The organism is Mesorhizobium sp. WSM4814 (assembly GCF_055811595.1).
The window spans coordinates 31127-57887 of record NZ_JBVVQT010000002.1 but is presented as its reverse complement, the minus strand read 5'-3'; the positions used below and the strand labels follow the sequence as shown (position 1 = coordinate 57887).

17 protein-coding genes are annotated in these 26761 nt (G+C 64.0%); 7 read left to right on the top strand and 10 right to left on the bottom strand.

The window, feature by feature from the left end; translation table 11 throughout:
* Nucleotides 1–9 precede the first annotated feature (9 nt).
* Nucleotides 10–774 (bottom strand): glycerophosphoryl diester phosphodiesterase membrane domain-containing protein, encoded by a 765-nt coding sequence (locus AC0L2V_RS03490; RefSeq protein WP_473507317.1) that lies wholly within the window; start codon nucleotides 772–774, stop codon nucleotides 10–12.
* A 151-nt stretch (nucleotides 775–925) separates the two neighbouring features.
* Here AC0L2V_RS03490 and AC0L2V_RS03485 point away from each other — a divergent pair, with 151 nt between their 5' ends.
* The 6 genes from AC0L2V_RS03485 to AC0L2V_RS03460 are packed head-to-tail and all read left to right on the top strand — an operon-like array spanning nucleotide 926 to nucleotide 6879.
* Entirely contained in the window at nucleotides 926–1552 is a 627-nt protein-coding gene (locus AC0L2V_RS03485; RefSeq protein WP_473519449.1) for a DUF4129 domain-containing protein, read from the top strand.
* Nucleotides 1549–2748, top strand: coding sequence for a DUF4350 domain-containing protein (locus tag AC0L2V_RS03480; protein WP_473507315.1), 1200 nt, complete (start codon nucleotides 1549–1551; stop codon nucleotides 2746–2748). Before AC0L2V_RS03485 ends, AC0L2V_RS03480 begins: the two co-directional genes overlap by 4 nt.
* A complete protein-coding gene (locus AC0L2V_RS03475; RefSeq protein ID WP_473507314.1) occupies nucleotides 2735–3691 on the top strand; it encodes an AAA family ATPase in 957 nt (318 codons plus the stop codon). Before AC0L2V_RS03480 ends, AC0L2V_RS03475 begins: the two co-directional genes overlap by 14 nt.
* Nucleotides 3688–4998 carry a DUF58 domain-containing protein gene (locus tag AC0L2V_RS03470; RefSeq protein WP_473519448.1) on the top strand — a complete coding sequence of 437 codons (1311 nt, stop codon included), beginning with the start codon at nucleotides 3688–3690 and terminating at the stop codon, nucleotides 4996–4998. Before AC0L2V_RS03475 ends, AC0L2V_RS03470 begins: the two co-directional genes overlap by 4 nt.
* On the top strand, nucleotides 4995–6026 hold the full coding sequence (locus tag AC0L2V_RS03465) for a stage II sporulation protein M (RefSeq protein WP_473507312.1): 1032 nt from the start codon (nucleotides 4995–4997) through the stop codon (nucleotides 6024–6026). Before AC0L2V_RS03470 ends, AC0L2V_RS03465 begins: the two co-directional genes overlap by 4 nt.
* On the top strand, nucleotides 6013–6879 hold the full coding sequence (locus AC0L2V_RS03460; protein ID WP_473507311.1) for an RDD family protein: 867 nt from the start codon (nucleotides 6013–6015) through the stop codon (nucleotides 6877–6879). Before AC0L2V_RS03465 ends, AC0L2V_RS03460 begins: the two co-directional genes overlap by 14 nt.
* A gap of 15 nt (nucleotides 6880–6894) precedes the next feature.
* Here the strand turns inward: AC0L2V_RS03460 and AC0L2V_RS03455 are convergent, their stop codons facing one another.
* Complete coding sequence (locus AC0L2V_RS03455) at nucleotides 6895–7581, bottom strand: D-lyxose/D-mannose family sugar isomerase (protein ID WP_287055365.1); 687 nt, start codon at nucleotides 7579–7581, stop codon at nucleotides 6895–6897.
* Nucleotides 7582–7726: 145 nt separating this feature from the next.
* Between AC0L2V_RS03455 and AC0L2V_RS03450 the strand changes: the two genes are divergently transcribed.
* A complete protein-coding gene (locus AC0L2V_RS03450; protein ID WP_473507309.1) occupies nucleotides 7727–8785 on the top strand; it encodes a D-TA family PLP-dependent enzyme in 1059 nt (352 codons plus the stop codon).
* 89 nt (nucleotides 8786–8874) lie between these two features.
* Here AC0L2V_RS03450 and AC0L2V_RS03445 read toward each other — a convergent pair whose 3' ends face one another.
* The 8 genes from AC0L2V_RS03445 to hutI all read right to left on the bottom strand — a co-directional run bounded on the left by AC0L2V_RS03445 (nucleotide 8875) and on the right by hutI (nucleotide 26739).
* Nucleotides 8875–9639 carry a heme ABC transporter permease gene (locus AC0L2V_RS03445; protein WP_473507308.1) on the bottom strand — a complete coding sequence of 255 codons (765 nt, stop codon included), beginning with the start codon at nucleotides 9637–9639 and terminating at the stop codon, nucleotides 8875–8877.
* 215 nt (nucleotides 9640–9854) lie between these two features.
* The gene (locus AC0L2V_RS03440) at nucleotides 9855–11627 is read right to left on the bottom strand and encodes a glucan ABC transporter ATP-binding protein/ permease (RefSeq protein ID WP_128170259.1); all 1773 of its coding nucleotides are present in this window, start codon (nucleotides 11625–11627) and stop codon (nucleotides 9855–9857) included.
* Nucleotides 11628–11987: 360 nt separating this feature from the next.
* Nucleotides 11988–20546: a glycoside hydrolase family 94 protein gene (locus tag AC0L2V_RS03435; protein WP_473519447.1), complete on the bottom strand. Its 8559-nt coding sequence runs from the start codon at nucleotides 20544–20546 to the stop codon at nucleotides 11988–11990.
* A 244-nt stretch (nucleotides 20547–20790) separates the two neighbouring features.
* A complete protein-coding gene (locus tag AC0L2V_RS03430) occupies nucleotides 20791–21381 on the bottom strand; it encodes a HutD/Ves family protein (RefSeq protein WP_473519446.1) in 591 nt (196 codons plus the stop codon).
* Between the two features lie 8 nt (nucleotides 21382–21389).
* Nucleotides 21390–23060, bottom strand: coding sequence for a urocanate hydratase (gene hutU / locus AC0L2V_RS03425; protein ID WP_473519445.1), 1671 nt, complete (start codon nucleotides 23058–23060; stop codon nucleotides 21390–21392).
* 40 nt (nucleotides 23061–23100) lie between these two features.
* Nucleotides 23101–23919 (bottom strand): N-formylglutamate deformylase, encoded by an 819-nt coding sequence (hutG, locus tag AC0L2V_RS03420; protein WP_473507302.1) that lies wholly within the window; start codon nucleotides 23917–23919, stop codon nucleotides 23101–23103.
* 52 nt (nucleotides 23920–23971) lie between these two features.
* Complete coding sequence (gene hutH / locus AC0L2V_RS03415) at nucleotides 23972–25507, bottom strand: histidine ammonia-lyase (RefSeq protein WP_473519444.1); 1536 nt, start codon at nucleotides 25505–25507, stop codon at nucleotides 23972–23974.
* Entirely contained in the window at nucleotides 25504–26739 is a 1236-nt protein-coding gene (hutI, locus tag AC0L2V_RS03410) for an imidazolonepropionase (protein WP_473519443.1), read from the bottom strand. The genes hutH and hutI overlap by 4 nt, the downstream gene beginning before the upstream one ends.
* Nucleotides 26740–26761: the final 22 nt, after the last annotated feature.

Genomic DNA, 26761 nt, shown 5'->3' with positions numbered 1-26761 from the left:
GCCTTGCCGCTATGAGAAGATCTCCGCCAGTTCGTCGACGCTGGTGCCTTCCTTGACCTGCCGCAACTCGACATAGCTGACCGCCGGCGCAACCGAGGTCACCACGGATACGACGGATGTCACCAGAGCATCCAGGATGAGAGCCGTTGTCACGCCAAAGACCATGACGACTTGGCTCAAGACAAGCTGGATGACGATCACTGCTATGATCAGGACAATCCAGAATCCGAACAGCGCCCAGCGGCTCCCTTTGGTCAGCTCGCGGCTGCGCTTCATGCTGCCGAACACCCCCCGCCGTTCCTGAACCAGAACCGGCACGGCGACCGACCAGCGGAGCCATAAGATGATGCCGGGGACGATGAGCAGCATGAAGCCCAATCCCGCGCCAAGAGAGACCAGTACTGCGATGCCTATCACCGGCAGCAGGAGGGAGATTGCCATCTTGAGGCTGTCGCCCATTGATGGCCGCTTGCCGTTCAGATCCTCGATGGCCGCGCGCACCAGCGTCGCCTGCAAGATCGCTGCCAACACCATGGAAGCCAGCACGACAAGGATTGTAACGATAACGCGTTGGGCCGAGAACTCCGGAGTGCCTGTCTCGGTGCCGCTTGCCCATTTCCAGAGCCAAAGCTGGTAGAGCAACGTCGGCAAGCCTGAAAACAACACCGCCAGCCCGAGGCAAAGCACGATATTGCGGCTGATGACAGCAAAGCTGTCGTTGAAAACCCTGCCGATGCGAAACTTGTCCGGTCGTTCCAGTGTCGTTGAAACCATGATGCGTCCCCTCGCTCAATCGCCGCATATCGGCTGGTGATCCCCGCATCAAATGTGCCAACATTGGAGATCGACGTCTAGCCCACTTGCAATTGCCGCTGTGCATTGCCAGTGTCGACTTGGAACCACAGGTTGCAGGGGACGGTTGGCAGTGGCACAGCCAGGCACAGCGGAAGCCGAATGGCTGGCAAAAGCGCATCAGCAGTTGATCTCGGATAAGTCGATCCAGTTCGGCCTGCCGGCCTATGTGCCGCCGCAGCCGCCTGACTGGCTGAAGCCGCTGCTGGACCTGTTGTCGTCGCTCGGTCCCTACATGATCTATCTGTTCTGGGGGGCGGTGATATCAGGTGCCGCGATCATCCTGCTCCTGGTCTTTCTCGAGATGAAAGGTCTCGCCTGGCGCCTGCCATGGCAGCGCGCGCGGCGCGAAACCGAGGCGGAGGAAGCATGGCGTCCCGACGCCGGCGCCGCGCAGATCCTGCTGTCGGAAGCCGACTCGCTGGCCGCGCGAGGCGATTATGACGAAGCGGTTCATCTCCTGCTTCGGCGCAGCGTCGCCGATATTGCCGGCCGGCTGCCGGATTTTTTGCGCCCGTCGCTCACGGCGCGCGACATCGCCGCTGCTGCTTCGGTTCCCGCCAAGGCCCGCGCGGCGTTTACCGAGATCGCACGCATCGTCGAAGCCGCATTGTTCGCGCGCAGGCCGGTCGGCGCCGAAGGCTGGCGGCAAGCACGCGGCGCCTATGAGCGGTTCGTCTTCCGGGATGCCTGGATATGAGCGCTGCGACGATCGAACCAACCGCGCAGGAACCATTCAATCGAAGAACGCTGTTTTGGGGCATTTTCGCCAGCCTGCTTGCGGCAGCGGGTTTCTTCCTGCTGTCCACCTATGCGCCCGACTTCCGGCAACCCGGCAATGGCAGCGCCACGCCGCTGTCGAAAAGCGGCGTTGGCTATGCCGGCCTGACCGAATGGTTGCGGCTCACCGGCGAGCCGCCAGCCATGGCACGAACCGAGGACGATCTCGGCACCGACATGCTGCTGATCGTCACCATTTCACCCGAGAGCGATCCCGCCGCGCTCGACCGCATCCTCGAACTTCGGCAGGACCTGAATACCCTTTTCGTGCTGCCCAAATGGCAGACCCTGCCGCTGGAGGAGCACGAAGGATGGAAGATGAAATTCGGGCGATTGCCCGATGCCGTGGTGAACCAATGGCTCGGCCGGATCGCCGAGGGAAAGATCGGTGTTGGCAAAAGCACGGTCGAGCAACTCGACATCGAGGGCCGGGTCATTGATGCCCCTGATGAATTGCAATGGGTAGCGGATGACCACCCATTGATAGCGGCGGGCAACGGCAGCGCCGTCCTTACCAAACTCGACGACAAGCCGTTTTACATTCTGAGCGACCCCGACCTGATCAACAATGCGTCACTCAAGGACTCGGACAAGGCTGCGGCGGCGCTCGACCTGATCGCCTCGGTGCGCGCCGGCCCGGTCATGTTCGATCTCACGCTGCATGGCGCGGGGCGAAAATACGACCTTGCCAAGCTCCTGGTCGAACCGCCGTTCCTGGCGCTGACGCTGACGATCCTGGCCGCGGCGGCGCTGGCTTTCCTGCGCGGCCTCGGCCGTTTCGGCCCGCCGCGCGCCGAGCAGCGCGCCATTGCCTTCGGCAAGCGTGCGCTGGTGGATACGACGGCGATGCTGCTGCGACGCGCCGGGCGGCTCGAAGAACTTGGAGGCCGCTATGCGGCCTTGATGCGGGTGCGCGCCGGCGCACTACTGGGAGCGCCGCAGGGGCTGCATGGCGAAGCGCTCGACCGCTGGCTCGATTCTCGCGATAAGGACGAAGTCAGCGGATTCACCGCGCGGGCGCAAGCCGCCGGCGAGGCGAAAAACCTGACGCAAATGCACGAGGCAGCCGAGCGGCTGCACGATTGGACGGCAAGGAGGCTCGGTGAACGTCGATGATGTAAAGGCCCTGGCGACACGGATCAGGGAAGAAGTGGCCAAGGCGATCACCGGACAGCACGACACGGTCGACCTGATGCTGACCGCCCTGTTCGCTGGCGGGCATATCCTGCTGGAAGGCCCTCCGGGCACGGCCAAGACAATGACCGCGCGCTGCTTCGCGCAGGCTCTGGGTGTCGCCTACGGGCGCATCCAGTTCACGCCGGACCTGATGCCTGGCGATATCGTCGGATCGAACATCTACAATTTCCAAACTGGACAGTTCACGCTGACGCGCGGTCCGATCTTCTGCGAACTTTTGCTTGCCGACGAGATCAACCGCACGCCGCCCAAGACACAGGCAGCACTTCTGGAGGCGATGCAGGAGCATGCGGTCACCTTCGACGGCACCACGCATTCGCTGGGCCGCAACTTCATGGTGGTCGCGACCCAGAACCCGATCGAGCATCAGGGTGTCTATCCCCTGCCCGAAGCACAGCTCGACCGCTTCCTGTTCAAGCACCGGGTCAGCTATCCCGGTCCCGAGGAGGAACGGGCCATCATCATCCATCACGGCGGCGGCTCCGCCTCGCACGACATCGCGCAATACGGCATCAAGGCCCAGACGGATCGCAAGACGCTGGAGAAGGCACTCGAAACCGTCGGCTCCGTCACCCTCGTCGACGATGTCGTCGGCTACATCGCGGCGCTGGTGCGCGCCACACGCGACACCGCCGATTTGGAGGTTGGCGCCAGCCCACGCGCGGGCGCCATGCTGGCCAGGGCGGCGCGGGCGCGGGCAGCGCTCGACGGGCGCGCCTATGTGATCCCCGACGACGTCAAGGCACTGGCGGTGCCGGCGCTGCGCCATCGCGTTGTCCTGTCGCCGGCCGCGCAGATCGATGGCCGACTGGTCGAGCAGATCGTCTCCGACCTGGTCGACCAGACGGAAGCGCCGCGTTGATCTATCCCAGCGGCCGAGCGGTGTGGGCGGCTGCGGCGGGCGCGGTGCCGGCCTTCCTGGTCGCGCTGGCGCTGCCGTCATTGTGGTATCTCGGATTGCTGTGGATCTGCCTGCTGCTGGCCTTCCTGGCGGTGGACGCCGCGGCCGGACGCGGGCGGAAATCGCTGGCCGCCAGCCTCCACGCGCCGCCGCAGGTCGGCGTCGGCGGCCAGTTCACCGTCCATGTCGCCGCCCGTCTTTCAGGCCGGACGCCGACCCTGGAGGCGCGCGTCGGTCATGATGAGCGCCTGGCGCCGATCGGCGGAACCGGCGGTCCCCTGGCTGCCACGAAGGATGGCGGATCGCTCGACCTGCGGTTCCAGGCGCTGCGGCGCGGCATCGCCAGCTTCGATCGTCTGTGGCTGCGCTGGCGCGGGCCGTTCGGATTGGTCTGGAACCAGGTCGTCCTGCCGATGGAAAGCAAGGTGGCAGTGTTGCCCGACATCCGCAGCGCCCGCGACCAGGCGATCACGCTGCTGCAGCGCAACGCCCTGCCCGACGGGCATGCGCAGCGCCGGGCCGGCCAGGGCCGGGAATTCGAGGCGCTCAAGGATTATCAGCCCGGCATGGGCCGGCGGATGATCGACTGGAAGCGCAGCGCCCGCCACGGCAGGCTTCTGGCGCGCGAGTTCCGTATCGAGGAGAACAACAACATCGTGCTGGCCATCGACAGCGGACGCCTGATGTGCGAGCCGGTCGACGGCCTGCCAAAGGTGGACCGGGCGGTGGCTGCCGCCTTGCTGTCGGCGTTCATTGCGCTCAAGGGCGGCGACATGGTCAGCCTGTTCAGCTTCGATGCGCGGCCGCGCGTCGCCAGCGGCGCGGTGCGCGGCTCGGCCAGCTTCGCGATGATCCAGAAGCGGGCGGTTGAGATCGACTATTCCAACGAGGAAACCAATTTCACCCTGGCGCTGACCACGCTTGCGGCGCGGCTCGACCGGCGCTCGCTGGTGATCATCTTCACCGACTTCGTCGATCCGATCAGCGCGGAATTGATGCTGCGCACCGTCGGCCGGCTCACGGAGCGGCATCTGGTGCTGTTCATGATGATCAGGGATGTCGAATTGGAGAGTTTGGCCGACATGCCGCCTTCATCAGGCGAGAATGTCGCCCGCGCCGTCGTCGCCGGCGGGCTTTTGCGCGAAAGGCAGGTTGTCATCGGCCGGTTGCGGCTGCTCGGCGCGCATGTGATCGAAGCCGACCATCAAAGGCTGGGGCCGGCGCTGGTCGAGCGCTACCTGCAGTTCAAGCGCGAGGATTTGTTGTGACTGCGCCAGTACCCGGCGATGCTCGACGCGGCGATGCCGTACGCCAGTCGCTGGCCAGCTTCCGTCGGGAGCGCGAGGCCGACTGGAAGGCGTTCGAGGCGCTTCTCACCCGCGTCGAGAAACGCGCGCCGCGAACACTGTCGGAAGAAGAGCTGCTGTCGCTGCCGCTGCTCTACCGGTCGGCATTGTCTTCGCTTTCGGTGGCGAGAGCGACATCCCTCGACAGCGCACTGATCGCCTATCTCGAATCCCTGTCGCTGCGGGGATATTTTTATCTCTATGGGGCACGCCGCGGACTACCGCAGCGTGTTGGCGATTTCTTCCTGCACGACTGGCCCGGTGCCATCCGCGATTTGTGGCGCGAGACGCTGGTGTCGGTGGCGCTGATGTTTGTCGGCATCGGCGCCGGCGCCTGGCTGGTAGCGTCCGACAAGGGCTGGTTCGACGCGATCATCCCGTCGGGCCTGGCCGCCGGCCGTGGCCCCGACGCTTCGGCCGAGATGCTGCGCAGCATGCTTTATGGTGGCGACAATGGCTTTCTCTCAGGCTTTGCCGCTTATCTTTTCACCCACAACGTCCAGGTCGCAATCCTCGCCTTCGCGCTTGGGTTTGCTTTCGCCGTGCCGACGGTGCTGCTGATGCTGTTCAACGGCTGCATGCTGGGAGCGATGTTCCAGGTCTACTGGGCAAAGGGGCTTGGCATGGAACTTGGCGGCTGGCTGGCCATTCACGGCACCACCGAATTGTTCGCCATCGCACTGGCCGGCGCAGCCGGCATGCGGATAGGGACGCGCATCGCCTTTCCCGGCGAGTTGCCCCGCATGACGGCAGCCGCCCATGCCGGACGCATCGCAGCGACCGCGATGGTCGGCGTTTCGGTCATGCTGCTGTTTGCCGGACTGCTCGAGGGCATCGGCAGGCAGACGATCACCAGCGACGTCACCCGCTATGCCATTGGCACCGGCATGCTCGCACTGTGGATCGGCTACTTCTATCTGTTCCAGGTGGTGCGCAATGGCGACCGCTAGACGCGCCGCGCTGGCGACAATGCGCTCGCTGATCACGCCTGAAGGTGTCGACCTCCAGATAAAGCTGGCCGACGCCGGCACACGGGCTGCCGCTTTCCTGCTCGATGTCGTGTTTATCGCCACGGCTGCAATCGCCGTCACGATTGTTGCGCTGTTCGGGGTAACAGGTTTCGGCACTGATAAATTGCAGCCGCTTTTCATCGTCTGGATCATCGCGATCTTTTTTCTGCGAAACGTCTATTTCATCGCCTTCGAGGCGGGCCGGCGCGCGTCGACCCCCGGCAAGCGGATCATCGGCATCAGGGTGGCGTCACGCAACGGAGCCGGCCTGTCGGTCGATCAGGTCATCGCCCGCAATCTGATGCGCGAGATCGAGGTCTTTCTGCCGCTGTCGATTATCGCCGGACGCAGTGGGATGGGCGTCGCCGATACGCTGACGACAGTTTTTGGACTGGTATGGACCCTGCTGTTCGCCTTGTTCCCGCTTTTCAATCGCGACCGGTTGCGGATTGGCGACCTCCTGGCGGGAACCTGGGTCGTCGAGGCGCCTAAGCGCACGCTGATGGAGGATTTGTCGGCACGAAAAGATCCGGTCGCCAGGACTTTTCAGTTCAGCCACGCCCAGCTCGATGCCTATGGCATCGCCGAACTGCACAAGCTGGAGGAGGTGCTGCGCCGCGACGACTATTTCGCGCTGCGGGCGGTGGCTGAGACGATCGGACGCAAGATCGGCTCAACGCCGCAGGCGCATGATGCCCGCCCGTTCCTGACCGCGTATTACGGCGACCTGCGAGCCCATCTCGAGCGAAAGCTGCTGCTGGGCAAGCGAAAGGAAGACAAGCATCAGCGTTAGGAACGAAAGGCCGTCTTACCCCACCCACTTCTCGTAGTCCGACACCAGGAGGTGCAGCGGCGCGACGTCCTCGTCGACGTCGGCGAAGCGGCCGATCGGTTCGCGGAAGACATTGTCGGTGAGATCGTCGTTGACGGTCGAAACCTCGCCGATCAGCACATCCTTGCCCTCGGCCCAGAAGGCATGCCAGACCCCCGGCAGCAGCGTCACGCTCTCGCCCGGATCGAGCTTCAGGAGCCCGCCCGCCGGCAGCCGGTGGATAGTCCCGTCGACCGGCACCGATACTTCCGCCTTCGGGTCGATGCCGCCGTCGCGATCGTGCATGAACAGCTCCAGCACCAGCTTGCCGCCGCCGCGGTTGATGATGTCCTCGGCCTTGATGTTATGGCGATGCATCGGCGACAGCTGATCCTTGCGCGAGATCATGATCTTCTCGGCATAGAGCATGCCCATGCCCTTCTTCATGTCCTCGTAGCGACCGTTGCGAACGGTGAACAGGAAGAGGCCGAGCTCGTCGAACTTGCCCTGGCCGTAATCGGTGATGTCCCAGCCGAGCCGCGAGGAGAAGATGGCCGACGAATCCTGCCGGCGCGCCTTCATCTGTTCCGGGGTCCAATAGGCGAAGGGCGGCATGATGTAGCCGAACGAACGGATGAAGGCATCGGCGTCGCGGATGATGTCGTTGATAGCGGAGCGTTTCATGGTTGTGGTTCCTTCCCATCGGCTTGGGCGATCTCCAACCGAATAGCCGAACACCGATCCGGTGTCGACGTAAACCGCGTGCTGGCCTCATGACATCCGGGCCGATCAAGGCCATAAGTCCAGGCAAATCCCAGGGTGAAAATCCATGCTGAGCATAGACGACCTCGATACACCGGCGATCCTGATCGATGTCGACCGCGCCGAAGCCAACATCGCGCGGGCGCAGGCCCACGCCGACCGCCACGGGCTGAAGCTCAGGCCGCACATCAAGACCCACAAACTGCCTTACTGGGCAAAGAAGCAGATCGCAGCCGGTGCGGTCGGCATCACCTGCCAGAAGATCGGTGAAGCCGAGGTGATGGCCGATGCCGGCCTCACCGACATTTTTCTGCCTTACAACATTGTTGGCCGCGCCAAGCTGGAGCGTCTCAAGGCGCTGCACGGCCGCGTGACACTGTCGGTGACATCAGACAGCATGGAGACGCTTGCGGGTCTCGGCGCCACCTTCACCGATCCAGGCCAGCCGCTACAGGTGCTGGTGGAGTGCGATACCGGTATGGGCCGCTGCGGCGTCCAGTCGGCCAGCGAGGCTGTCGCGCTGGCCAGGGAGATCGACAAGGCCAGGGGGCTCGCCTTCGGCGGGCTGATGACCTATCCGGCGGCAGGCCGCGCCGCCGAGGCCGAGACTTGGCTGGCCGATGCGCGCCAGGCGCTCGCCGCGTCCGGCCTTGCCTGCCAACGCATCTCCAGCGGCGGCACGCCGGATATGTGGCGCGCAGGCGAGGCTTCCGTCGTCACCGAGTACCGCCCCGGCACCTACATCTACCTCGACCGCTACCAGGTCGCCAAGGGCGTCGGAAGCCTCGACGATTGCGCGCTGACGGTGCTGTCGACGGTGGTCAGCCATCCGACGCCGACACGGGCCATCCTTGATGCCGGCAGCAAGGCCTTGTCCAGCGACACGCTGGGGCTGCCCGATTTCGGCGAATTGCTGGGTATTCCGGGCGCCACCGTCACCAGCCTCAGCGAGGAGCACGGCAACGTCACGCTTTCCGGCGGCGCCAGGCTGCGTATCGGCGAGCGCGTGCGCATCGTGCCCGACCATTGCTGCGTCGTCACCAATCTGTTCGACGAAGTTCACTTGATCGCCGGAGAACGGGTGCTGGAGACGCTGCCGGTGGCGGCGCGCGGCCGCATGGGGTGAGAAGCGGTCCCCGGAGCGGACGGAAAGCCAATTGCTTGGCTTTCGAGCTTTGACCCCCTGAGCCTGCGAGGGGGCAAAGCTGAAGGGAGTCAGGCTGATTGCCGTTCGGCCTGCCGTGCTGCGACGCGGCGCATGGCAATGACCCGGCGACGCAGGATTTCCGCGCGCATCGCCATCAGATGCAGCGCGAAGAACAGCACGGTAAAGCCCAGAGCCATCACCAGCAACGGCCGCAACAGGCTGGGATCGATGGTCGGCCCACCGAGCCGGATCACCGAAGCCGGCTGATGCAGCGTGTTCCACCAGTCGACGGAGAATTTGATGATCGGGATGTTGATGAATCCAACCAGGGTGATGACTGCAGCGGCCCAGGCGGCGCGGGCGGCATCGTCGAGGGCCCGCGTCAGCGCAATGATGCCGAGATACATCAGGAACAGCACGAACACCGAGGTCAGCCGCGCATCCCACACCCACCAGGTGCCCCACATCGGCTTGCCCCAGATCGAACCGGTGATCAGCGCGAGCGCTGTAAAGACGGCGCCGATGGGTGCCGCCGATTTGAGCGCGACGTCGGCCAGCGGATGGCGCCACACCAGCGTGCCCAACGCGGAAACCGCCATCAGCGTAAAACACATCATGGCCAGCCAGGCGAACGGCACATGGATGTACATGATACGTACGGTGATGCCTTGCTGGAAATCCTCCGGCGCCGTGAAGCTCATGTAGAGCCCGGCGGCCAGAAGGAGTGTGGCGATGGTTGCCAGCCACGGCACCACCTTGTCGGCCAACCCGACAAACCGCGTCGGGTTGGCGAAATCCATCCAGCCGCTGAGGCGCGAAGTCATGTCACTCATGCAGCTTTACATAAACCGGTGACAGGCTTGGGGCAACTACAGCACCGTGTCGCAGGCGCGGCCTTGCCTTCTCCCCTTGTGGGAGAAGGTGGATTGGCGCGCAGCGCCAAGACGGTTGACGGGTGCTGGCCGGAGCGAGGCCGGCGCTAAGCTGGACCACCCCTCATCCGTTGCCTTCGGCGACACCTTCTCCCACAAGGGGAGAAGGGAAGAACTCAGGCGGCCGCGTCCGTGATGGTCCGGCTGAGGCGGCGGACTTCCTCGTCGTTGAGCAGGCCGCCGGCGCGCAACAGGCTGGCGAAGCGGCCATTGCGCATCGACAATTCGGCGAAGCCACCCATTTCGACCACCTTGCCCTTGTCCATGAAGACGACCAGATCGGCATCGCGAACAGTGGTCAGGCGGTGCGCGATGATGAAGGTGGTGCGGCCGCGCCGCAATTCGTCGATCGCTTCCTTGACGCGGTCTTCCGTCTCGACGTCAAGCGCGCTGGTCGCTTCGTCGAGCACCAGGATGGGTGAATCCTTCAGCACGGCGCGCGCGATTGCGATACGCTGGCGCTCGCCGCCCGAAAGCTGTCCACCGCGTTCGCCGACGACCGTATCGTAGCCGTTGCTCTTCGACAGGATGAAATCCTGCGCGGCAGCGGCGTTGGCGGCGGCGTGGACCTCATCATAGGTCGCCTCGGCGCGCCCGACGCGGATATTGTCCTCGATCGAGCGGTTGAGCAGGCCCGCATCCTGGAACACGGTGGCGATCGAGTGGCGCAGCGACTTGCGGGTCACCGTGCGGGTATCGATGCCATCGATCAGGATACGGCCGCTGGACGGCGAAAAGACCCGCTGCAGGAGATTGATCAGCGTGGTCTTGCCTGCGCCGGTCGGGCCGACGATGGCCACGGTCTGGCCGGCATGGACCTCGAACGACACGTCGTTCACGCCCTGCCCCGAATTGGCGAATTCGAAGTTGACGTTTTCGAAACGCACATGACCAGTGACGTTGACCAGGTCACGCAACCCGTCCGGCTCGGCGGCCTCGGCCGCGGAGTCCTCAAGGCGATAAAATTCCTCGAGCTTGGCCCTGGCTTCCGAAATCTGGTTGGCGAAGGCCGACATCTGGTCGAGCCGGGCGATCAGCAGCGTGGCAAAGCCGGTAAACGCGATGACGTCACCGATACGCAATTGGCCATGCATGACCAGATAGGAGCCGATCAACAGCACGACCATCATCGAAATGGTTGACGACAGACGGTGCAGGGCGTTGGCCAACGCCCACCAGTCGAGCACCGGATACTGGGCATCAAGCAGATTCTTGACATAGCGCTTCAAGGCGTCGGTCTCGTGGCCGATGCGATTGTAGCTCTGCAGCACGGCGACATTGCTGACCGAGTCGCTCACATGCGCGAACACCTGGTGAAAATGCCGCTCCACGGACGCCTGGCCTTCCCTGGTGCGACGCATCACCAGCCGGCCAATTCCGACGTAGAGCGCGCCCAGCGCCAGCAGGACCATCGACATGCGAATATCCATGCTGAGCGCCGTCGGCACCAGCAGAACCAGCGCGACAACTGTCGACAAATGCTGCCTCATGAACTCGAGCCAGAGGCTGAACAAGGTCTCGACCGCGCGCAGCAGCGTATGCAGGGAATTGGAGGTGCCGCGCTGATGATGCCAGGCAAGAGGCATGGTGATCACGCGCTCGAATGACTGGCAAAGAACCTCGCTGCGCCGCGCATGGGCAAAACGGTCCGCGCCGCGCGCCACCAGAACGAAGGCGATGACGTTGAAGACGCCGATACCGGCCCATAGGCCGAGCGTCGAAAAGACCGAGCCGCTATCCGAAATGGCATCGATCACCCGTCCGAACATGATCGGCTCAAGGATGGCGATAATCGCAAGCGCGACATTCGCCCCACAGATAAACGCGACGCGTTTTCTGTCGGCAGCGAGATAACCGAGCGCTCTCCAGTAGATTTGCAGAAGGGACACTTCAGCTACTCCGGCAAATTGTTATTGTGCACTGCATCATTTTCTGACTCGTACTCGTTGACGTGTCGCGAAACAATGCCCTCGTACCCCTTCAGTTCCCAATTCGCGAACAAAAGATGGCGACGCTGCGAAATCTGTCGTGATCACCTAACGGTTTGAGAAGAAAGGTAAAATGTCAGCCTTGCGGCAAAATCGTGGCAGGCAGGAAGCACTGCCGAAATTTTAATCAGCAACTTGGCATGTACGAATCCCAAAAGCCTGCATCGGCTTTTGGGATATCTCATGCGCAATAGAATTGCTCGAGCAACTTTAAATAACGCACATCCTCAAGATGTACAAAGACGCTCCAAATCCTTGAAGCTACGCCGGTATCCTGACGACCAGATCGGCCTTGTCGCCGGCTTTCGGTTCGAAAGACGAAGCCTTCGTCTTTTTACCATTTACCTCGAGCGAGACGGCTTTGGCCTTCTTGTCGCGGACAACCTGAACCCTGAGCTCGGCTCCCAGCACCTTGAGCGTTGCCGCATAGCCATCCCAATGGCTGGGCAGTTTCGGCCTGAACTGGATGCGCTCGCCCCTGCGCTCGATGCCGAGGATGCCTTCGACCGCCGCGCGATAAAGCCAGCCGGCCGAGCCGGTATACCAGGTCCAGCCGCCGCGGCCGCCCTTGCCTTGCCCGGCGTAGACGTCCGCCGCGACGACATAAGGCTCGACGCGGTAGTGCTCGGCAGCGGCTTCGTCGGGTGCATGGTTGACCGGGTTGAGCATCGAGAAGCAGCGGTAGGCGTCGTCGACGCGCCCCATTTCGGCGAGCGCAATGACGAACCATGTCGCCGCGTGGGTGTACTGGCCGCCGTTTTCACGGACACCCGGCGGGTAGCTCTTGATGTAGCCTGGGTTCTGTTCCGTCCTGGAGAAGGGCGGCGTGAAAAGCTTGACGATGTTGAGCTCGTCGTCGACGAGCATTTTCATCGCCTGCTGCATCGCCGTCGTCGATCGCGCCGGATCGCCCTCGCCCGACAGCACGCTCCACGACTGGGCAATCGAGTCGATCTTGCATTCCTGCGAGCTGCGCGACCCCAGCGGCGTGCCGTCGTCGAAGCTGCCGCGACGGTACCATTCACCGTCCCAGGCCGTGCTTTCCAGCGCCCGCTTCAGCACGCCCGCGTGTTTTGTCCAGGCTTGCGCACGCTTGGCGTCGCCTTCCGCCTTGGCGACAGCTGCAAAGTCGCCCAGCGTCTTCAGCAGGAACCAACCCAGCCAGACGCTCTCGCCCTTACCGTGCTCGCCGACGCGGTTCATGCCGTCGTTCCAGTCACCGCCGAGGATCAGCGGCAGTCCGGCGGGGCTGCTGCGCTTGATGGCAAGGTCAAGTGCGCGCGCACAATGATCATAGAGTGAAGCGGTCTTCTTCGATATCTCCGGCGTGAAAAAGGCGTCGTGCTCACCTTCTTCCAGCGACGGCCCTTCGATGAAGGGCAATTGTTCCCTGAGGATCGCGGTATCGCCGGTCACCAGCAAGTAGTGTGCCGTGGCGTGGGCGAGCCAGACCACGTCGTCGGAAATCATGGTGCGGACGCCTGCCTCGGTTCGCGGCAGCCACCAATGCTGCACGTCGCCTTCGGGGAATTGCCGCCGCGCCGCGTTGAGGATCTGGTCGCGCGCCAGTTTCGGATCATGGAGAAGCAGGGCCAGCGTGTCCTGCAACTGATCGCGAAAGCCAAAGGCGCCGCTCGCCTGGTAAAACGCCGAGCGGGCGCGGATGCGGCAGGCAAGGCTCTGATAGGGCAGCCAGTGGTTGACCATCGCGTTGAGCGCCCTGTCCGGCGTCTCGACCTGGATGGTGTCGAGAAACCCTCGCCAGGTGCGTTCATTGTCAGTCAGCCGCTGATCGAAATCCTTGCTGCAATGATGCTGTACCAGCGCGCTGGCTTCCTCGGCAGAGGCTGCATCGCCGAGCAGCCAGAGCAGCGTCACGTCGCCGCCGGCAGGGATATCGACGTCGCGTGCAATTGCCGCACAAGGATCGTCGCCCGCCTCGACGCGGCCCGACAGGCTTGCGCCGCTGAGCACGGCTTGCGGGAGTTCGCTGGTACCGTGGCGGCCAATGAACTCGCCGCGGTCGGCCGTCACCGAGTGTGCCGCGCCGTCGGCGGCCAGGAAGGCGACCCGCTCGCTGAAATCGAGCCCGTAGGGATTTTGCGCCAGCAACGCGCCCGTCGCGGCATCCCTGGACGGAACGATGGTCGCCGCGGTGCGCGAACGATGGCTGCCAAGAACCCATTCCGCATAGGCATAGACGCGCAGTCGCGCCGGCGCCGAACCGGAATTCTGGATGCGCAACCTGGAGATTTTCACCGGATCGACGGAATCCACCACATGGGTAAGGTCCATCGACAGCGGCCCGCGCTTCGAACGGAAGGTCGAAAACCCCTGCCCGTGCCATGTTTCGTAGGTCATGGCGGGATCGCGGACGACGGCGGCCAGCGGCGAGAACGCCCGGCCGCTGGCATGATCGTAGATATAGATGCCCTCGCCTGGCCGGTTGGTGACCGGGTCGTTCGCCCACGGCGTCAGTTGATAGTCGCGGCTGTTTCGGCTCCAGCTGAAGGCAGCGCCCTCAGCCGAAACGTGGAAACCGAACGAGGCGTTGGAGACGACGTTGATCCAGGGCTGCGGCGTCGTGCGCCGGCCAGCAAGGCGCACGACATAGTGGCGTCCGTCGCCCTCGAAACCGCCAAAACCGTTCCACTGGTTGAGCCCGCTGCCGTCGGCACTGCCGTCGAACGAGGCTTGGGCCCACGTCTGTGGCGCCGGCGGAGACGGTTCACGAAGCGCTGCTGCACCCGCCGGCTGCAAGGCGTCCCGCGCTTGCAGCGCAGCGGCCTCGGCGCGCTCGATCTGATCGAAGATGGTGCCGTTGCGCGTGTGCAGAACGACGCGAGCAGTGGCCAGCAGCGTCTTGTAGGTCGCCTCGTCCATGAGGTCGCGGCGCACCGCGAAGATGTGCTGGCGGGGTCCTAGCTCCTTGCCGCGCAGGCGGCTGTTTTCGCACAGTGTCTCGACCGCCCGTTGCAGGTCCTGCACGTAGGACGAAGCCTGCTCGTTGATGACGACAAAGTCGATCATCATGCCTCGGGCGCGCATGTATTCCTGGAAGCGGAGTGCCTGCGCAACGATTTCGAGATCGGCGACATCGCCGATCCTGACCAGGAAAATCGGAAAGTCGCCGGATATGCTGGTCGGCCATAGGCCCGATTGCCTACCGAGCCCGGAAGCGATCGATTCGGCCGGAAGCCGCAGGAACGGATCCGGATAAATCAGGTAGCGCGCCAGATTCTGCACATTGGCGGCATCGGCAAGGCTGAGACCGAGATGCCGGGTCTGCACCTGTGAGCGGGTCCAGGCGAGCATCGCCTGGCGCGCGAAGGCTTCCGGATGATCAAGCCGCGCAATGGCTTCTTCGAGTTCGGCACGGTTGGCGCCGACGGCAGTCCAGAAAGTCAGCGCTATCTTCTTGTTGGCCGGCACGCGCACTTGTCGGCGAAGTGCCGCGACCGGATCCAGCGTGAAGCCGGAATGGCCGCCAAGCTTGGCGCCGGGATCGAAGGCGGCGGCCTCGGTAATGGTGCGGCCGCGGCCTATGAAGGCGCGCCGGTCGGTTTCGGCCTCGGCGTCGCGCGTCGACCCAGACGGGTCGGTGACGAAATGCACCATGGCGACATCAGGCTCGTCCGTTTCCCGCTTACGTCTGGTGGCGAAGATCGCTGCGTTATTCGCAGCGATTTCGGTTTCCACGAACATTTTCGAGAACGCCGGATGCGCGTTGTCGGATGCTTCGGAGCCCAGCACCAGTTCAGCGAACGAGGTCACTTCGATATGCCGGTCGACCGGGCCGTCATTGTAGAGCGTCACCCGCCGGCCTTCGCCATTTCCTTCCGAAATGACGATGCATTCGACCTCCGAACGCAGTGATCCCACTGACTTGACGAAGCTCGCCTTGTCGTCGGAGAACAGCGTCCGCACCTCTTCGTGGGCGGCACGCTTCGGCTCGGCGGTGGCCGACCACCAGTCGCCGGTGCCGGAGTCGCGCAGGAAGATGTAGGAGCCAAGCCGATCCTCGGTCGGGTCCGGCTGCCAGCGCGTGACGGCAAGCTCGGCCCAGCGACTATAGCCGGAGCCGGTCGCGGTAACCATGACCGAGTAGCGGCCATTGGACATGACGCTGGTCGAACGCAGCGCCTTGAGCGGGTTGAGCACGATGCGCGTATCGGGGCTTTCGGCTTCCGTTTCGTCCTTCGACCGTTCGTCGGCCTCTGTCCTGACGGTGGCGGTCGGGATGTCGCGCGGCGCTCTTTCCTGCAGCAGCAACTCGGCCGACTCGATCACCGGATCGCTGTGGAAGCGGTCGCGCAGGCGTCCTTCGAAGATGGCGTCGGCGACGGCGGCGATCGACATGCCGGAATGGTGGGCCATGTAGTTCAGCACGACGACATGGTCGGTGCCCTCCGGCACGCGTTGCGGCGTGAAATCGACCGCATCGTAGAAGCCGTGCCGGCCAAGGGCACCGAGCCGCCTCAGCCTGGCCAGGTTCTGCACCGATTCACGCGGGGTGAACTGCGCCGCCAGCACGGTCGCATAGGGGGCAATCACCGTGTTCTGGCCAAGACCTCGCTTCAGGCCCAGCCCAGGCACGCCGAAATTGGTGTACTGGTAGGTCAGTTCGCGATCGCGGGCGTTGTAGGCCGCTTCCGAAATGCCCCAAGGCACGTTCTTCGAGCGGCCGTACTGGATCTGGCGCTTGATGATGAGCTTGCTGGTCTGGTTGAGGATGCTGCCTTGCGGCTCCTTCATCACCAGCGGCGGCATCAAATACTCGAACATCGAGCCGGACCAGGACATCAGCGCGCCCTTGAACCCGATCTCGACGATCGGCCGGCCGAGGTGGAACCAGTGCTCCGTCGGCAGATCGCCCTTGGCTATGGCGAACAGACTGGTCAGCCGCGCCTCGGAAGCCAGCAGGTCGTAGCAGCTCTCGTCGAGCTGATGCTCCTCGACCCGGTAGCCGATCGACAGAAGCTTGCGTTCCTTGCGCATGAGGAAGGAGAAATCCATCTCGAAGGCAAAGCGGCGCGTGCGCTCGCGCAACGACAGAAGCTTGGCCCGCAGCGCCTCGACTGCAGTGTCGTCGCTATGCGCGTCATGGACATGCGCTTCGCAGGTGGCTTCCAGTCTCGCCGCCCAGTCGGCGATGGTGTCGCTCTGCGTCGATGCGGCCTCAGTATGGATGGCGATGGCGAGCTTGCGGATCTCACCGGCCAGAACGGCCAGGTTGATGGTGCGGATCGACGCCATCTCGGGCTGTGCCTTGATCGATTCGACCGCGCGTCGCATGCCATCGAGGCGATCGGCAAGTCGCTGGCGCAACGGCCGCAACTGGCGGCGGTCGTCAGGCAACTCGGCCAGGCTTTCGTCGAGGATCGTCACCGTATCGAGGATACCCTCGAAGTCGCCCTGAAGGTGGACTGCAGGCGCTTCCGCCCATTCGGCACAGGCTGCCGCCACCGCCACCAGATGGCCGGCGAGATTGCCGCTATCGACGGCGGAAATGTACAGCGGATAGAGCGGCTTCAGCGTCGTCGTGTCATACCAGTTGAAGAGATGGCCGCGCTCACGCGGCATGCTCTCGATCGTCGACATTGTCGCGTCGATGCGGGTGGCGGCGTCGGACAGGCTGATCCAGCCGAAATCGCGCGCCGAAACCACTGACAGGAGATAGACGCCGATATTGGTCGGCGAGGTGCGGGGGGCCACGACAGGCGCCGGACTTTCCTGGAAATTGTCGGGCGGCAGATTGTGATGCTCGGCCGTCACGAAGGTCTCGAAATAATGCCATGTGCGCCGCGCAATCGTGCGCAGCACATGGATGTCCGCCGCCGATATGCGCAAACGGTCCTCGGTTTCGGCCGAGCGGCTGATAAAGAAGGCGAAGGCCGGCGAGCCGATCCAGAACAGCGCGAAGAAGAAGGCGACGAAAGCTCCGGTGGAATCGGCCACAACAGGGATGGCGAGGCCGACGACGCCGACGATCACAGCACCGTACATCATGCCGTAATAGGAGCCGAGATCGTTGTCGCCGATCTTGTGAGCCTGCGAGGCAGTGCGCCATTCGAGCAGGTTCTTCCGGCTGACGAACAGGCGGTAGAGCGTGCGAATGATGGCATCGCCCATCATCCAGGCCAGATGCGCCATCAGCACGATCTTCAGAGCCACCAGGGCGGTGCCGAAGACGACGTCGCGCGCCAGCGCCGAGAAATGACCGCGCGGCGTCTGGTCGCCGCTTTTCGGCAGAATGGCGTGGACGATGTCGAACGTCGGCGCCATGAAAAGTGTGAGGATCAGCAGCGCCTGCCATTGCGCGGCCTGGGTGAAGGGCAGCAGCGTCCAGCCGGCGATCGCGGCCATCACCCAGAAGATCGGCGTCAGCGACCGGCGCAGATTGTCGACCATCTTCCAGCGCGACAGCGCCGGCACGTCGGAACGCGGATTGAGAATGAAGCCCAGAAGCTGCCAGTCGCCCCGCGCCCAGCGATGGTGGCGCGACGCGTCGACCGAATAGCGGGTCGGATAGTCCTCGACCAGTTCGACGTCGGTGACCAGTGCCGCGCGCGCCAACGCGCCTTCGAGCAGATCGTGGCTAAGCACGGTGTTTTCTTCGATGCGGCCCTTCAGCGCCGCCTCGAAGGAGTCGACGTGATAGAGCCCCTTGCCGGTGAAGGAGCCGTCGCCGAAGACGTCCTGGTAGATGTCCGACACGGCAAATACGTAGGGATCGAGGCCGCGATTGGCAGAAAAGACCCGCTGGAAGAAGGATGCGTCGTCGCCGCTGGTCAGCGACGCGGTGATGCGCGGCTGCAGGATGGTATAGCCGGCAGTGACGACGCGCTTTGCCGCATCGTAATGCGGGCGGTTGAGCGGATGGCAAAGCTTTCCAGCCAAACTGGCGACGGCATCGCGGGTGGTGCGCGTATCGGCATCCAGCGTCATCACATGGATGACGTTTTCCGGCAACGGCACGTCCAGCGGCAGAAAGGTGGTGTCGCTGTCGCCACGCAGCAGAAGATTCAGTTCGTGGAGCTTGCCGCGCTTGCGTTCCCAGCCCATCCAGGCGCCCTGGGATTCATTGTAGAGCCGCCGGCGGTGCAGGACGTAGAAACGCGGCGCGCCTTCGCTGGGATAGCGGGCGTTCAGCCGCGCGATCTCGTCGCGAGCATATTGGAGGATCTCGATATCCGCCGCATCGATTTCGGTTTTGCTGTCCGGCCAGTCCGAAAGCAGAGCGAAATGGATTTCGTCCGCCGTGTTGGCCAGGTGGTGCACTTCGATGTTGCGGATGTTCTCCTCGACGTCGTCGCGCGAGCCGATCAGCGACGGCACCACCACCAGCGTGCGCGCCTCGGGCGGCATGCCGTGTTTATAGTCGTAGCCGACGAGGCGCGTCGGCTTCAGGAACAACGATACGACGGTGTTGAAGAAGGCAAGCGCGCCTTCGCTGGCCGGCACGGCAAACAGCGCCAGCATCAGGACGATCGACGGTATGGACAGGCCGAGACTGGCAAGGGCGTTGCCGGAGAGGACAAGAAGCAGGACCGTCAGCGCGAACACCGGCACGACAATGCCCAGCCATCCGGTCTTGCGGAACGCCCGTTTGATCGTGACGCTGACCGTCGGCCGATAGCCGATCGCCTTTTCCAGTTCCAGCCGGCGCGGGCCGACCAGAAAAAACCCGACGTCGGTGTGAGCGGTCGGACCGGTGACGGTGGTATCGGCGACAGCGGCATGGCCGGCGAGTTCGATCGCCTTTTCAGCAACGCGGAATTCGGAACGATCGGAGCGGCGCGCCATTTCCTCGATCGCGGTCCGGTACTGGTCGCGCGAGAAGAAATCGAGCGCGGCAAAATCGGTGCGCTCGCGCAGCAAGGTGTCGATGCGGCTGACATCTTCGAACCAAACCGTCCAGTCGATATCGTTGATGAGCCTGAGGCCGCGGATGATGTTGCCGGTGGTTACGTTGCCGCTGGACAACGTGCGATGCTCGCTGATGATGATTTCCTCGGCATCGGAGCCGGACCTTTCAAGCTCGCCCTCCAGCCATTCCAGCGCCCTGCCGGCATTTTGCGACCCGTCGCGCAGACGGTAGAGCAATTGGGTGGCAAAGGTGGTGTCTTGTGCATGGGCGACGTAGTTCGACAGGATCGCCTGACGGTCGGCGGTTTCATCGAGTGCCAGCACGCGGTCTGCGACCTCGTTGGCAATCTGGCGCATCTGCCGGGTACGACTGACCCGGACCGCGATCCGGCGAAGATTTTCGATCAGAACGAAGCGCAGCAGCGATGGCAGCGCCCAGAGCTCGCCGATCTTCAGCGGCTCGACGGCCTGAAAGCCTTCGACGATCGCCTTGAACATGGTCGCCGAGACCGAACTGTCCGAATGGGCGACATAGGTCCAGGCCAGCGCAAGGGCGCGCGGCACGCTGGCGCCGTCGGACAGTTTCAGGGTCGGCAACTGACGATAGAAGCGGCGTGGCAGGTCACGCTTTACCTGGAAGATGGTTTCCTCGACCAGATAGTTGTTGTCGAGCAGCCATTGCGCCGCCGGCGTGATCGTCTCGCCTCTCGCCTGCGCGGCATTGGTCGAACGGTAGACCTCGAGGATCTTGCTGGCGCTGTCGCGGACGCGTGGCTGGAAATCGAACGGCTCCAGGCCGAACAGATCCTTGACGTCACCCTTGGCGAGGCTTGTACCCAGCGTGCGCAGGCGCTCTTCCGGCAGGAAATTGGAGCGTATTGGCTCTTCCGTGATGGCCGGAAAGCTCGCGCTCGTCTTTTCCAATTGGGTGGGGTCTGTCTGTATATTCATTGAAAATTCCGCATGGGGGACGCGCTAGCGGCGTCACCGCCACGGCAATGTCCCTAGAACCGATTGAAATGGAATTGGTTGCATCGAAACAAGGGCCGAAAGTTTATTTTCGCACCAGACCTGCAGACGAACCACCTCCCTCCCGCCGGGAGTTGATCGACGGAAGGATTCGGGCTTTTTCGTGATCTGGGCTTGAGCTTACGGCATATTTCGCCGGTGTTGTGATCATGTTTCGAAACAGGCGTTAATCGTTTGCCGCAACGCGATCGATGCGGATCACGAACAGCGTCGCTGGTCGCGCAGGCTCGACGCGCTGTGACAGAGCGTCGTCCGGCCCGAGCAACAGCGCGTCGCGCGGTCCGATGCGGACAAGCGCCGCGCCGGCCACCGTGACCTCGCCGTCAACACACAGGATGAGGGTCGCATCGGCGGCTGACTGGATGTCCGTCGGAGCTGAAATAACCAGGCGATCGACGGCATGGGTCATCCGTCCACGCCGCATCATGACGTTGAGATCGGTAATCGGACCGGCGATCAGCGCCGCTTGCGTCGGCACATCGGCCGCAAACGAAAGCGGGGCGGATGTTTTGGTCAGCGTAGTCGTCGGGCCGCCGGCGATATCGAGGACAATCCCCTCACCTTCCAGCACGGCCAAGCTTCGGTCCACTCCGGCAAACTCGGAGAATGGCCCGCCGCTTTCGACGCGCGCCATGGAGACGCGCCAGTCGAAATCGTCGAGCGCAGCACCTGTGGGCGAGACGGCGATTTCCGTCGTCATTCCGCCGCCGTTCTTCCACGGCATGGACCGGTATTCGGCTGCTCGCAGGATGCACAAGGCGCGGTTCAGCCGAGGATGCCTGGCAGGTTGAGCTGGTGCTCCCTGGCGCAGTCGATGGCGAGGTCATAGCCGGCATCGGCGTGGCGCATGACGCCGGTTGCGGGGTCGTTCCATAGCACCCGCTCGAGGCGTTTGGCCGCTTCGCGTGTGCCGTCGGCAACGATGACCATGCCGGCATGTTGCGAAAACCCCATGCCGACGCCACCGCCATGATGCAGCGATACCCAGGTTGCGCCGGAGGCGGTGTTGAGCAGCGCATTGAGCAGCGGCCAGTCGGACACGGCGTCCGAGCCGTCCTTCATCGATTCCGTCTCGCGGTTCGGCGAGGCAACCGAGCCTGAATCGAGATGATCGCGGCCGATGACCACCGGCGCCTTGAGCTCGCCTTTCGCCACCATCTCGTTGAAGGCGAGGCCGAGCCGGTGGCGGTCGCCGAGACCGACCCAGCAGATGCGGGCCGGCAGACCCTGGAAGGCGATGCGCTCACGCGCCATGTCGAGCCAGTTGTGCAGGTGGGTGTTGCCGGGCGTCAGCTCGCGCACCTTGGCGTCGGTCTTGTAGATGTCCTCGGCATCGCCGGAGAGGGCTGCCCAGCGAAACGGACCGATGCCGCGACAAAACAGTGGCCGGATATAGGCCGGCACGAAACCCGGGAAGGCAAAGGCATTGTCGAGCCCTTCCTCCTTCGCCACCTGGCGGATGTTGTTGCCATAGTCGAGCGTCGGCACGCCGGCATTCCAGAACGCCACCATCGCCTCGACATGTTCGCGCATCGACGCGCGCGCCGCCTTTTCGACCGCCTTCGGGTCGCTGGTGCGCTTCTCGCGCCATTCGGCGAGCGACCAGCCCTTGGGGAGATAGCCGTTGAGCGGATCATGCGCCGACGTCTGGTCAGTGACCAGGTCGGGGCGCACGCCACGCCGCACCAGTTCCGGCACGATGTCTGCGGTGTTGCCGACCAGGCCGACCGATTTCGCCTCGCCGGCCCTGGTCCAGCGCTCGATCCTTTCCAGCGCCTCGTCGAGCGTGTCGGCGCGTTCGTCGACATAGCGAGTGCGCAGCCGGAAATCGATGCGGTCGGGATCGCATTCGACCGCCAGGCAGCAGGCGCCGGCCATGACCGCGGCCAGCGGCTGGGCGCCGCCCATGCCGCCGAGGCCGCCGGTCAAGATCCATTTGCCCCTGAGGTTGCCGTCGTAATGCTGGCGGCCGGCCTCGACGAAGGTCTCGTAGGTGCCCTGCACGATGCCTTGGGTGCCGATGTAGATCCACGAGCCGGCCGTCATCTGGCCGTACATCATCAGGCCCTTCTTATCGAGCTCGTTGAATTTCTCCCATGTCGCCCAGTGCGGCACGAGGTTGGAATTGGCGATCAGCACGCGCGGCGCATCGGTGTGGGTACGAAACACGCCGACCGGCTTGCCCGACTGCACCAGCAGCGTCTCATCGTCTCCAAGCGTCTTCAGAGAGGCGACGATGCGATCAAAGTCGTTCCAGGTGCGCGCCGCGCGGCCGATGCCGCCATAGACGACCAGTTCGTTGGGGTTTTCGGCGACGTCGGGATCGAGATTGTTCATCAGCATGCGCAACGGCGCTTCAGTCAGCCATGTGCGGGCATTGAGCTCGGTGCCGCGCGGGCTGCGGACTTCGCGGATGTTGTGGCGAGGATCGGTCATGGCGTCACTTTTCCTTTCGAATGAGCTGCGCGGCGATGCGTCAGCGCCCGGCCCAGGCAATCGCGCTTTCCAGGATCCGCTTCAGCGTGGCGCGGATCGGCGCGGCGAATGCCGGGTCGTAAGGCACCGGCCAATTGTCGGGCGTACCTTTGCCCTCGGGCTCGCGCATATAGCCGCGGTTGGACAGTTCCATCTGCAGCGCATGAACGCCGTTTTGCGGCTGGCCGAAATGGCGCGTGATCCAGCCGCCTTTGAAGCGGCCGTTGACGACAAAACTCTCGCCGGTCTCGGCGAGGATCTGGCCGACCATTGCCTGCAAGCCCGGATCGGCGCTTTTGCCGTCATTGGTGCCGAGGTTGAATACCGGCAGAGTGCCTTCGAACAGCCGCGGCAGCATCGAGCGGATCGAATGGCAGTCATAGAGGACGATCTTCCGGTGCACGGCGCGCAGCCTGTCGATCTCGGCCTGCATGGCGGCATGGTAAGGCACAAAGTACTTTTCGCGGCGCTCGTCGACCTCCGAGGCATCAGGCTCTTCCCAGACACGATAGAGCGGATCGCCGTCGAAGGTCTCGGTCGGGCACAGGCCGGTGGTTGCCTGGCCGGGATAGAGCGAGACGCCGGAGGGATCGCGATTGACGTCGATGACGGTGCGCGAGATCGCGGTATGCACCACCGTCGCGCCGAGGTCTTCGGCAAACTCATACAGCTTGTCGATCCACCAGTCGGCGTCGCGGCGGCCGAGCCAAGGCGACACCAGCCGGTTCTCAAGGCCGGCGAGATCGATGCCGGTGTGCGGGATCGAGACCAGCAGGGGGGCGGTGCCGCGCTTTACAGTGAGCCAGGAGGGCGCGTTCATGAATGGTCTCCCTGCGCTGGCGCTTTGCGGCGACCTATAGAGGCGCACATCCTCACGACGCGATTCCCGGCAGCGCCACCGCGCCCGCTGCCTTCACGACAGCGCCGCTGCGCACCATGGCGATGGCCTTTTCCATGTCGGGGTGGAAATGCCGGTCATTGTCGAGATGCGGCACTTCGGCCCTGACCAGTCTGCGCACCGCTTCGAGCGGCGCACTCGATGCCAGCGGCGCATGGAAATCGCAGCCCTGCGTGGCGGCCAGCAATTCGATGCCGATGACGGCCGTCGCATTCTCGATCATGCCGATCAGCCGGCGCGCGCCATGTGCCGCCATCGAGACGTGGTCTTCCTGATTGGCCGAGGTCGGGATCGAATCGACACTGGCCGGATAGGCCTTTTGCTTGTTTTCCGAGACGAGTGCCGCCGCCGTCACTTGCGGGATCATGAAGCCGGAATTCAAGCCTGGCTTCGGGGTCAGGAAGGCCGGCATGCCCGACAGCGCCGGATCGACCAGCATGGCGATGCGCCGTTCCGACAGCGAGCCGATCTCGCAGACGGCGAGCGCGATCATGTCGGCGGCGAAGGCGACTGGCTCGGCGTGGAAATTGCCACCGGAAAGTGCTGTGTCGTCCTCGGCGAAGATCAGCGGATTGTCGGTGACGCCGTTGGCCTCGGTGCCTAGCGTGCCGGCGGCCTGGCGCAGCACGCTGAGCGCTGCACCCATCACCTGCGGCTGGCAGCGCAAGCAGTACGGGTCCTGCACGCGTTCGTCTCCGACCCGGTGCGATTCACGGATGGCACTGCCGGCCATCAGGTTGCGCAGCGCCTCTGCCGTCTCGATCTGGCCAGGATGCCTCCTGAGCAGGTGGATGCGCGGATCGAAGGGGGCGTCGGAACCCTTGGCGGCATCGGTCGAGAGCGCACCGGCGACCAGCGTCGACTGGTAGAGCACTTCGGCGTCGAACAAGGCGGCCAACGCATAGGCGGACGAAAACTGTGTGCCGTTGAGCAGCGCCAACCCTTCCTTGGCGCCAAGCGTGACCGGCTCCAGCCCGTGCGAGACAAAGGCGACCTTGGCCGGGAACCGGCCATGCGGGGTAAAACATTCGCCGACGCCGATCATCACCGCCGTCATGTGCGACAGTGGCGCAAGGTCGCCGGATGCGCCGACCGAGCCTTGCGCCGGCACCACCGGAATGACGTCGTTGGCGAGCATCGCTTCGAGCAGCTCAATGGTCTGCGGTCGCACGCCGGAGGCGCCCTGCGCCAAGCTGGCCAGCTTCAGTGCCATCATCAGCCGGCAAACAGCGACCGGCATCGGTTCGCCGACACCGGCGGCATGCGACAGCACGATGTTGCGTTGCAGCGTCTCGAGATCGGCGGCGGGGATACGGACGCTGGCCAATTTGCCGAAACCGGTGTTGATGCCATAGACCGGCTCACCCTTGGCGACGATGCGGGCAACGGCCTCGGCGCTGGCCTTGATCTTTGGCCAGCAGGCCGCGTCCAGCTTCGGCATCGCGCCACGATAGATTTCGCGCCAGTCGGCCAGCGTCGTGTTGCCCGGCTTGAGTTTGAATTCACTCATTGTCCCCTCCAGATGCGGGCATGCAGCGGGTTGAAGCCCATGCGGTAGACGAGCTCGGCCGGGCGCTCGATGTCCCAGATCGCCAGGTCGGCCGATTTCCCAGCCTCCAGCGTGCCGGTTCGTCCGAGCAGTCCGAGCGCGCGGGCGGCCTCGCGGGTGACACCGGCAAGGCATTCGTCAACAGTCAGACCAAACAAAGTCGCCGCCATGTTCATGGTCAGCAGCAGCGAGGTCAGCGGCGAGGTGCCGGGATTGCAGTCGGTGGCGACCGCCATTTTGACGCCGTGCTGGCGAAACAGGCCGATCGGCGGCTTCTTGGTCTCACGGATGAAATAGTAGGCGCCGGGCAGGATCGTCGCCACGGTCCCGGCCCTCGCCATCGCCGCCGCACCCGCCTCGTCAGTGTATTCGAGATGGTCGGCCGACAGGGCGCCATAGCGCGCCGCAAGTTCTGCGCCGTGCAGGTTGGACAATTGGTCAGCGTGGAGTTTTACCGGCAGGCCTGCTGCTTTCGCCGCGTCGAACACGCGAGCAATCTGCTCGGGCGAAAAGGCGATACCTTCGCAAAAACCATCGACCGCGTCGGCCAGGCCCTCGGCGGTGACGGCCGGCAAAATCTCGTTTGCGACCAGATCGATAAACGCGTCCTTGTCGCCTTTCGCTTCAGGCGGCAGGGCATGCGCGCCGAGGAAGCTCGTTGTTACCGTTACTGGACGGTTTTCGCCCAGGAGCCGCGCGGCGCGCAGCGATTTCTTCTCGTTTTCGAGATCGAGCCCGTAGCCCGACTTGACCTCTATGGTGGTGAGGCCTTCAGCGATCAGCGCGTCGAGGCGCGGCAGCGACTGCGCAACCAATTCCTGCTGGCTGGCAGCGCGCAGCGCCTTGACCGACGAGACGATGCCGCCGCCGGCCCTGGTGACCTCTTCATAGGTGGCGCCGGCCAGCCGCATCTCGAATTCGTTGGCGCGATTGCCGGCGTGGATCAGATGAGTATGGCAGTCGATCAGGCCGGGTGTGATCCAGCGGCCTTCGCAATCGTCAATCTCGGCGTTCTGGCTGAACGCTGCCGGCATGTCGGCTTCCTGGCCGGCATAGACGATCAGACCATCGCGCGCGACGATCGCGCCGTCTTCGACGATACCCAGTCCGACGGCGCTGTCGGCCATGGTCGCCAGTCGCGCATTGCGCCAGAGGCGGATCTCCCCTGCCCGGCTTTTGCTCTCTCCAGCCATCATCTTTTCCGTTTCAATCGGC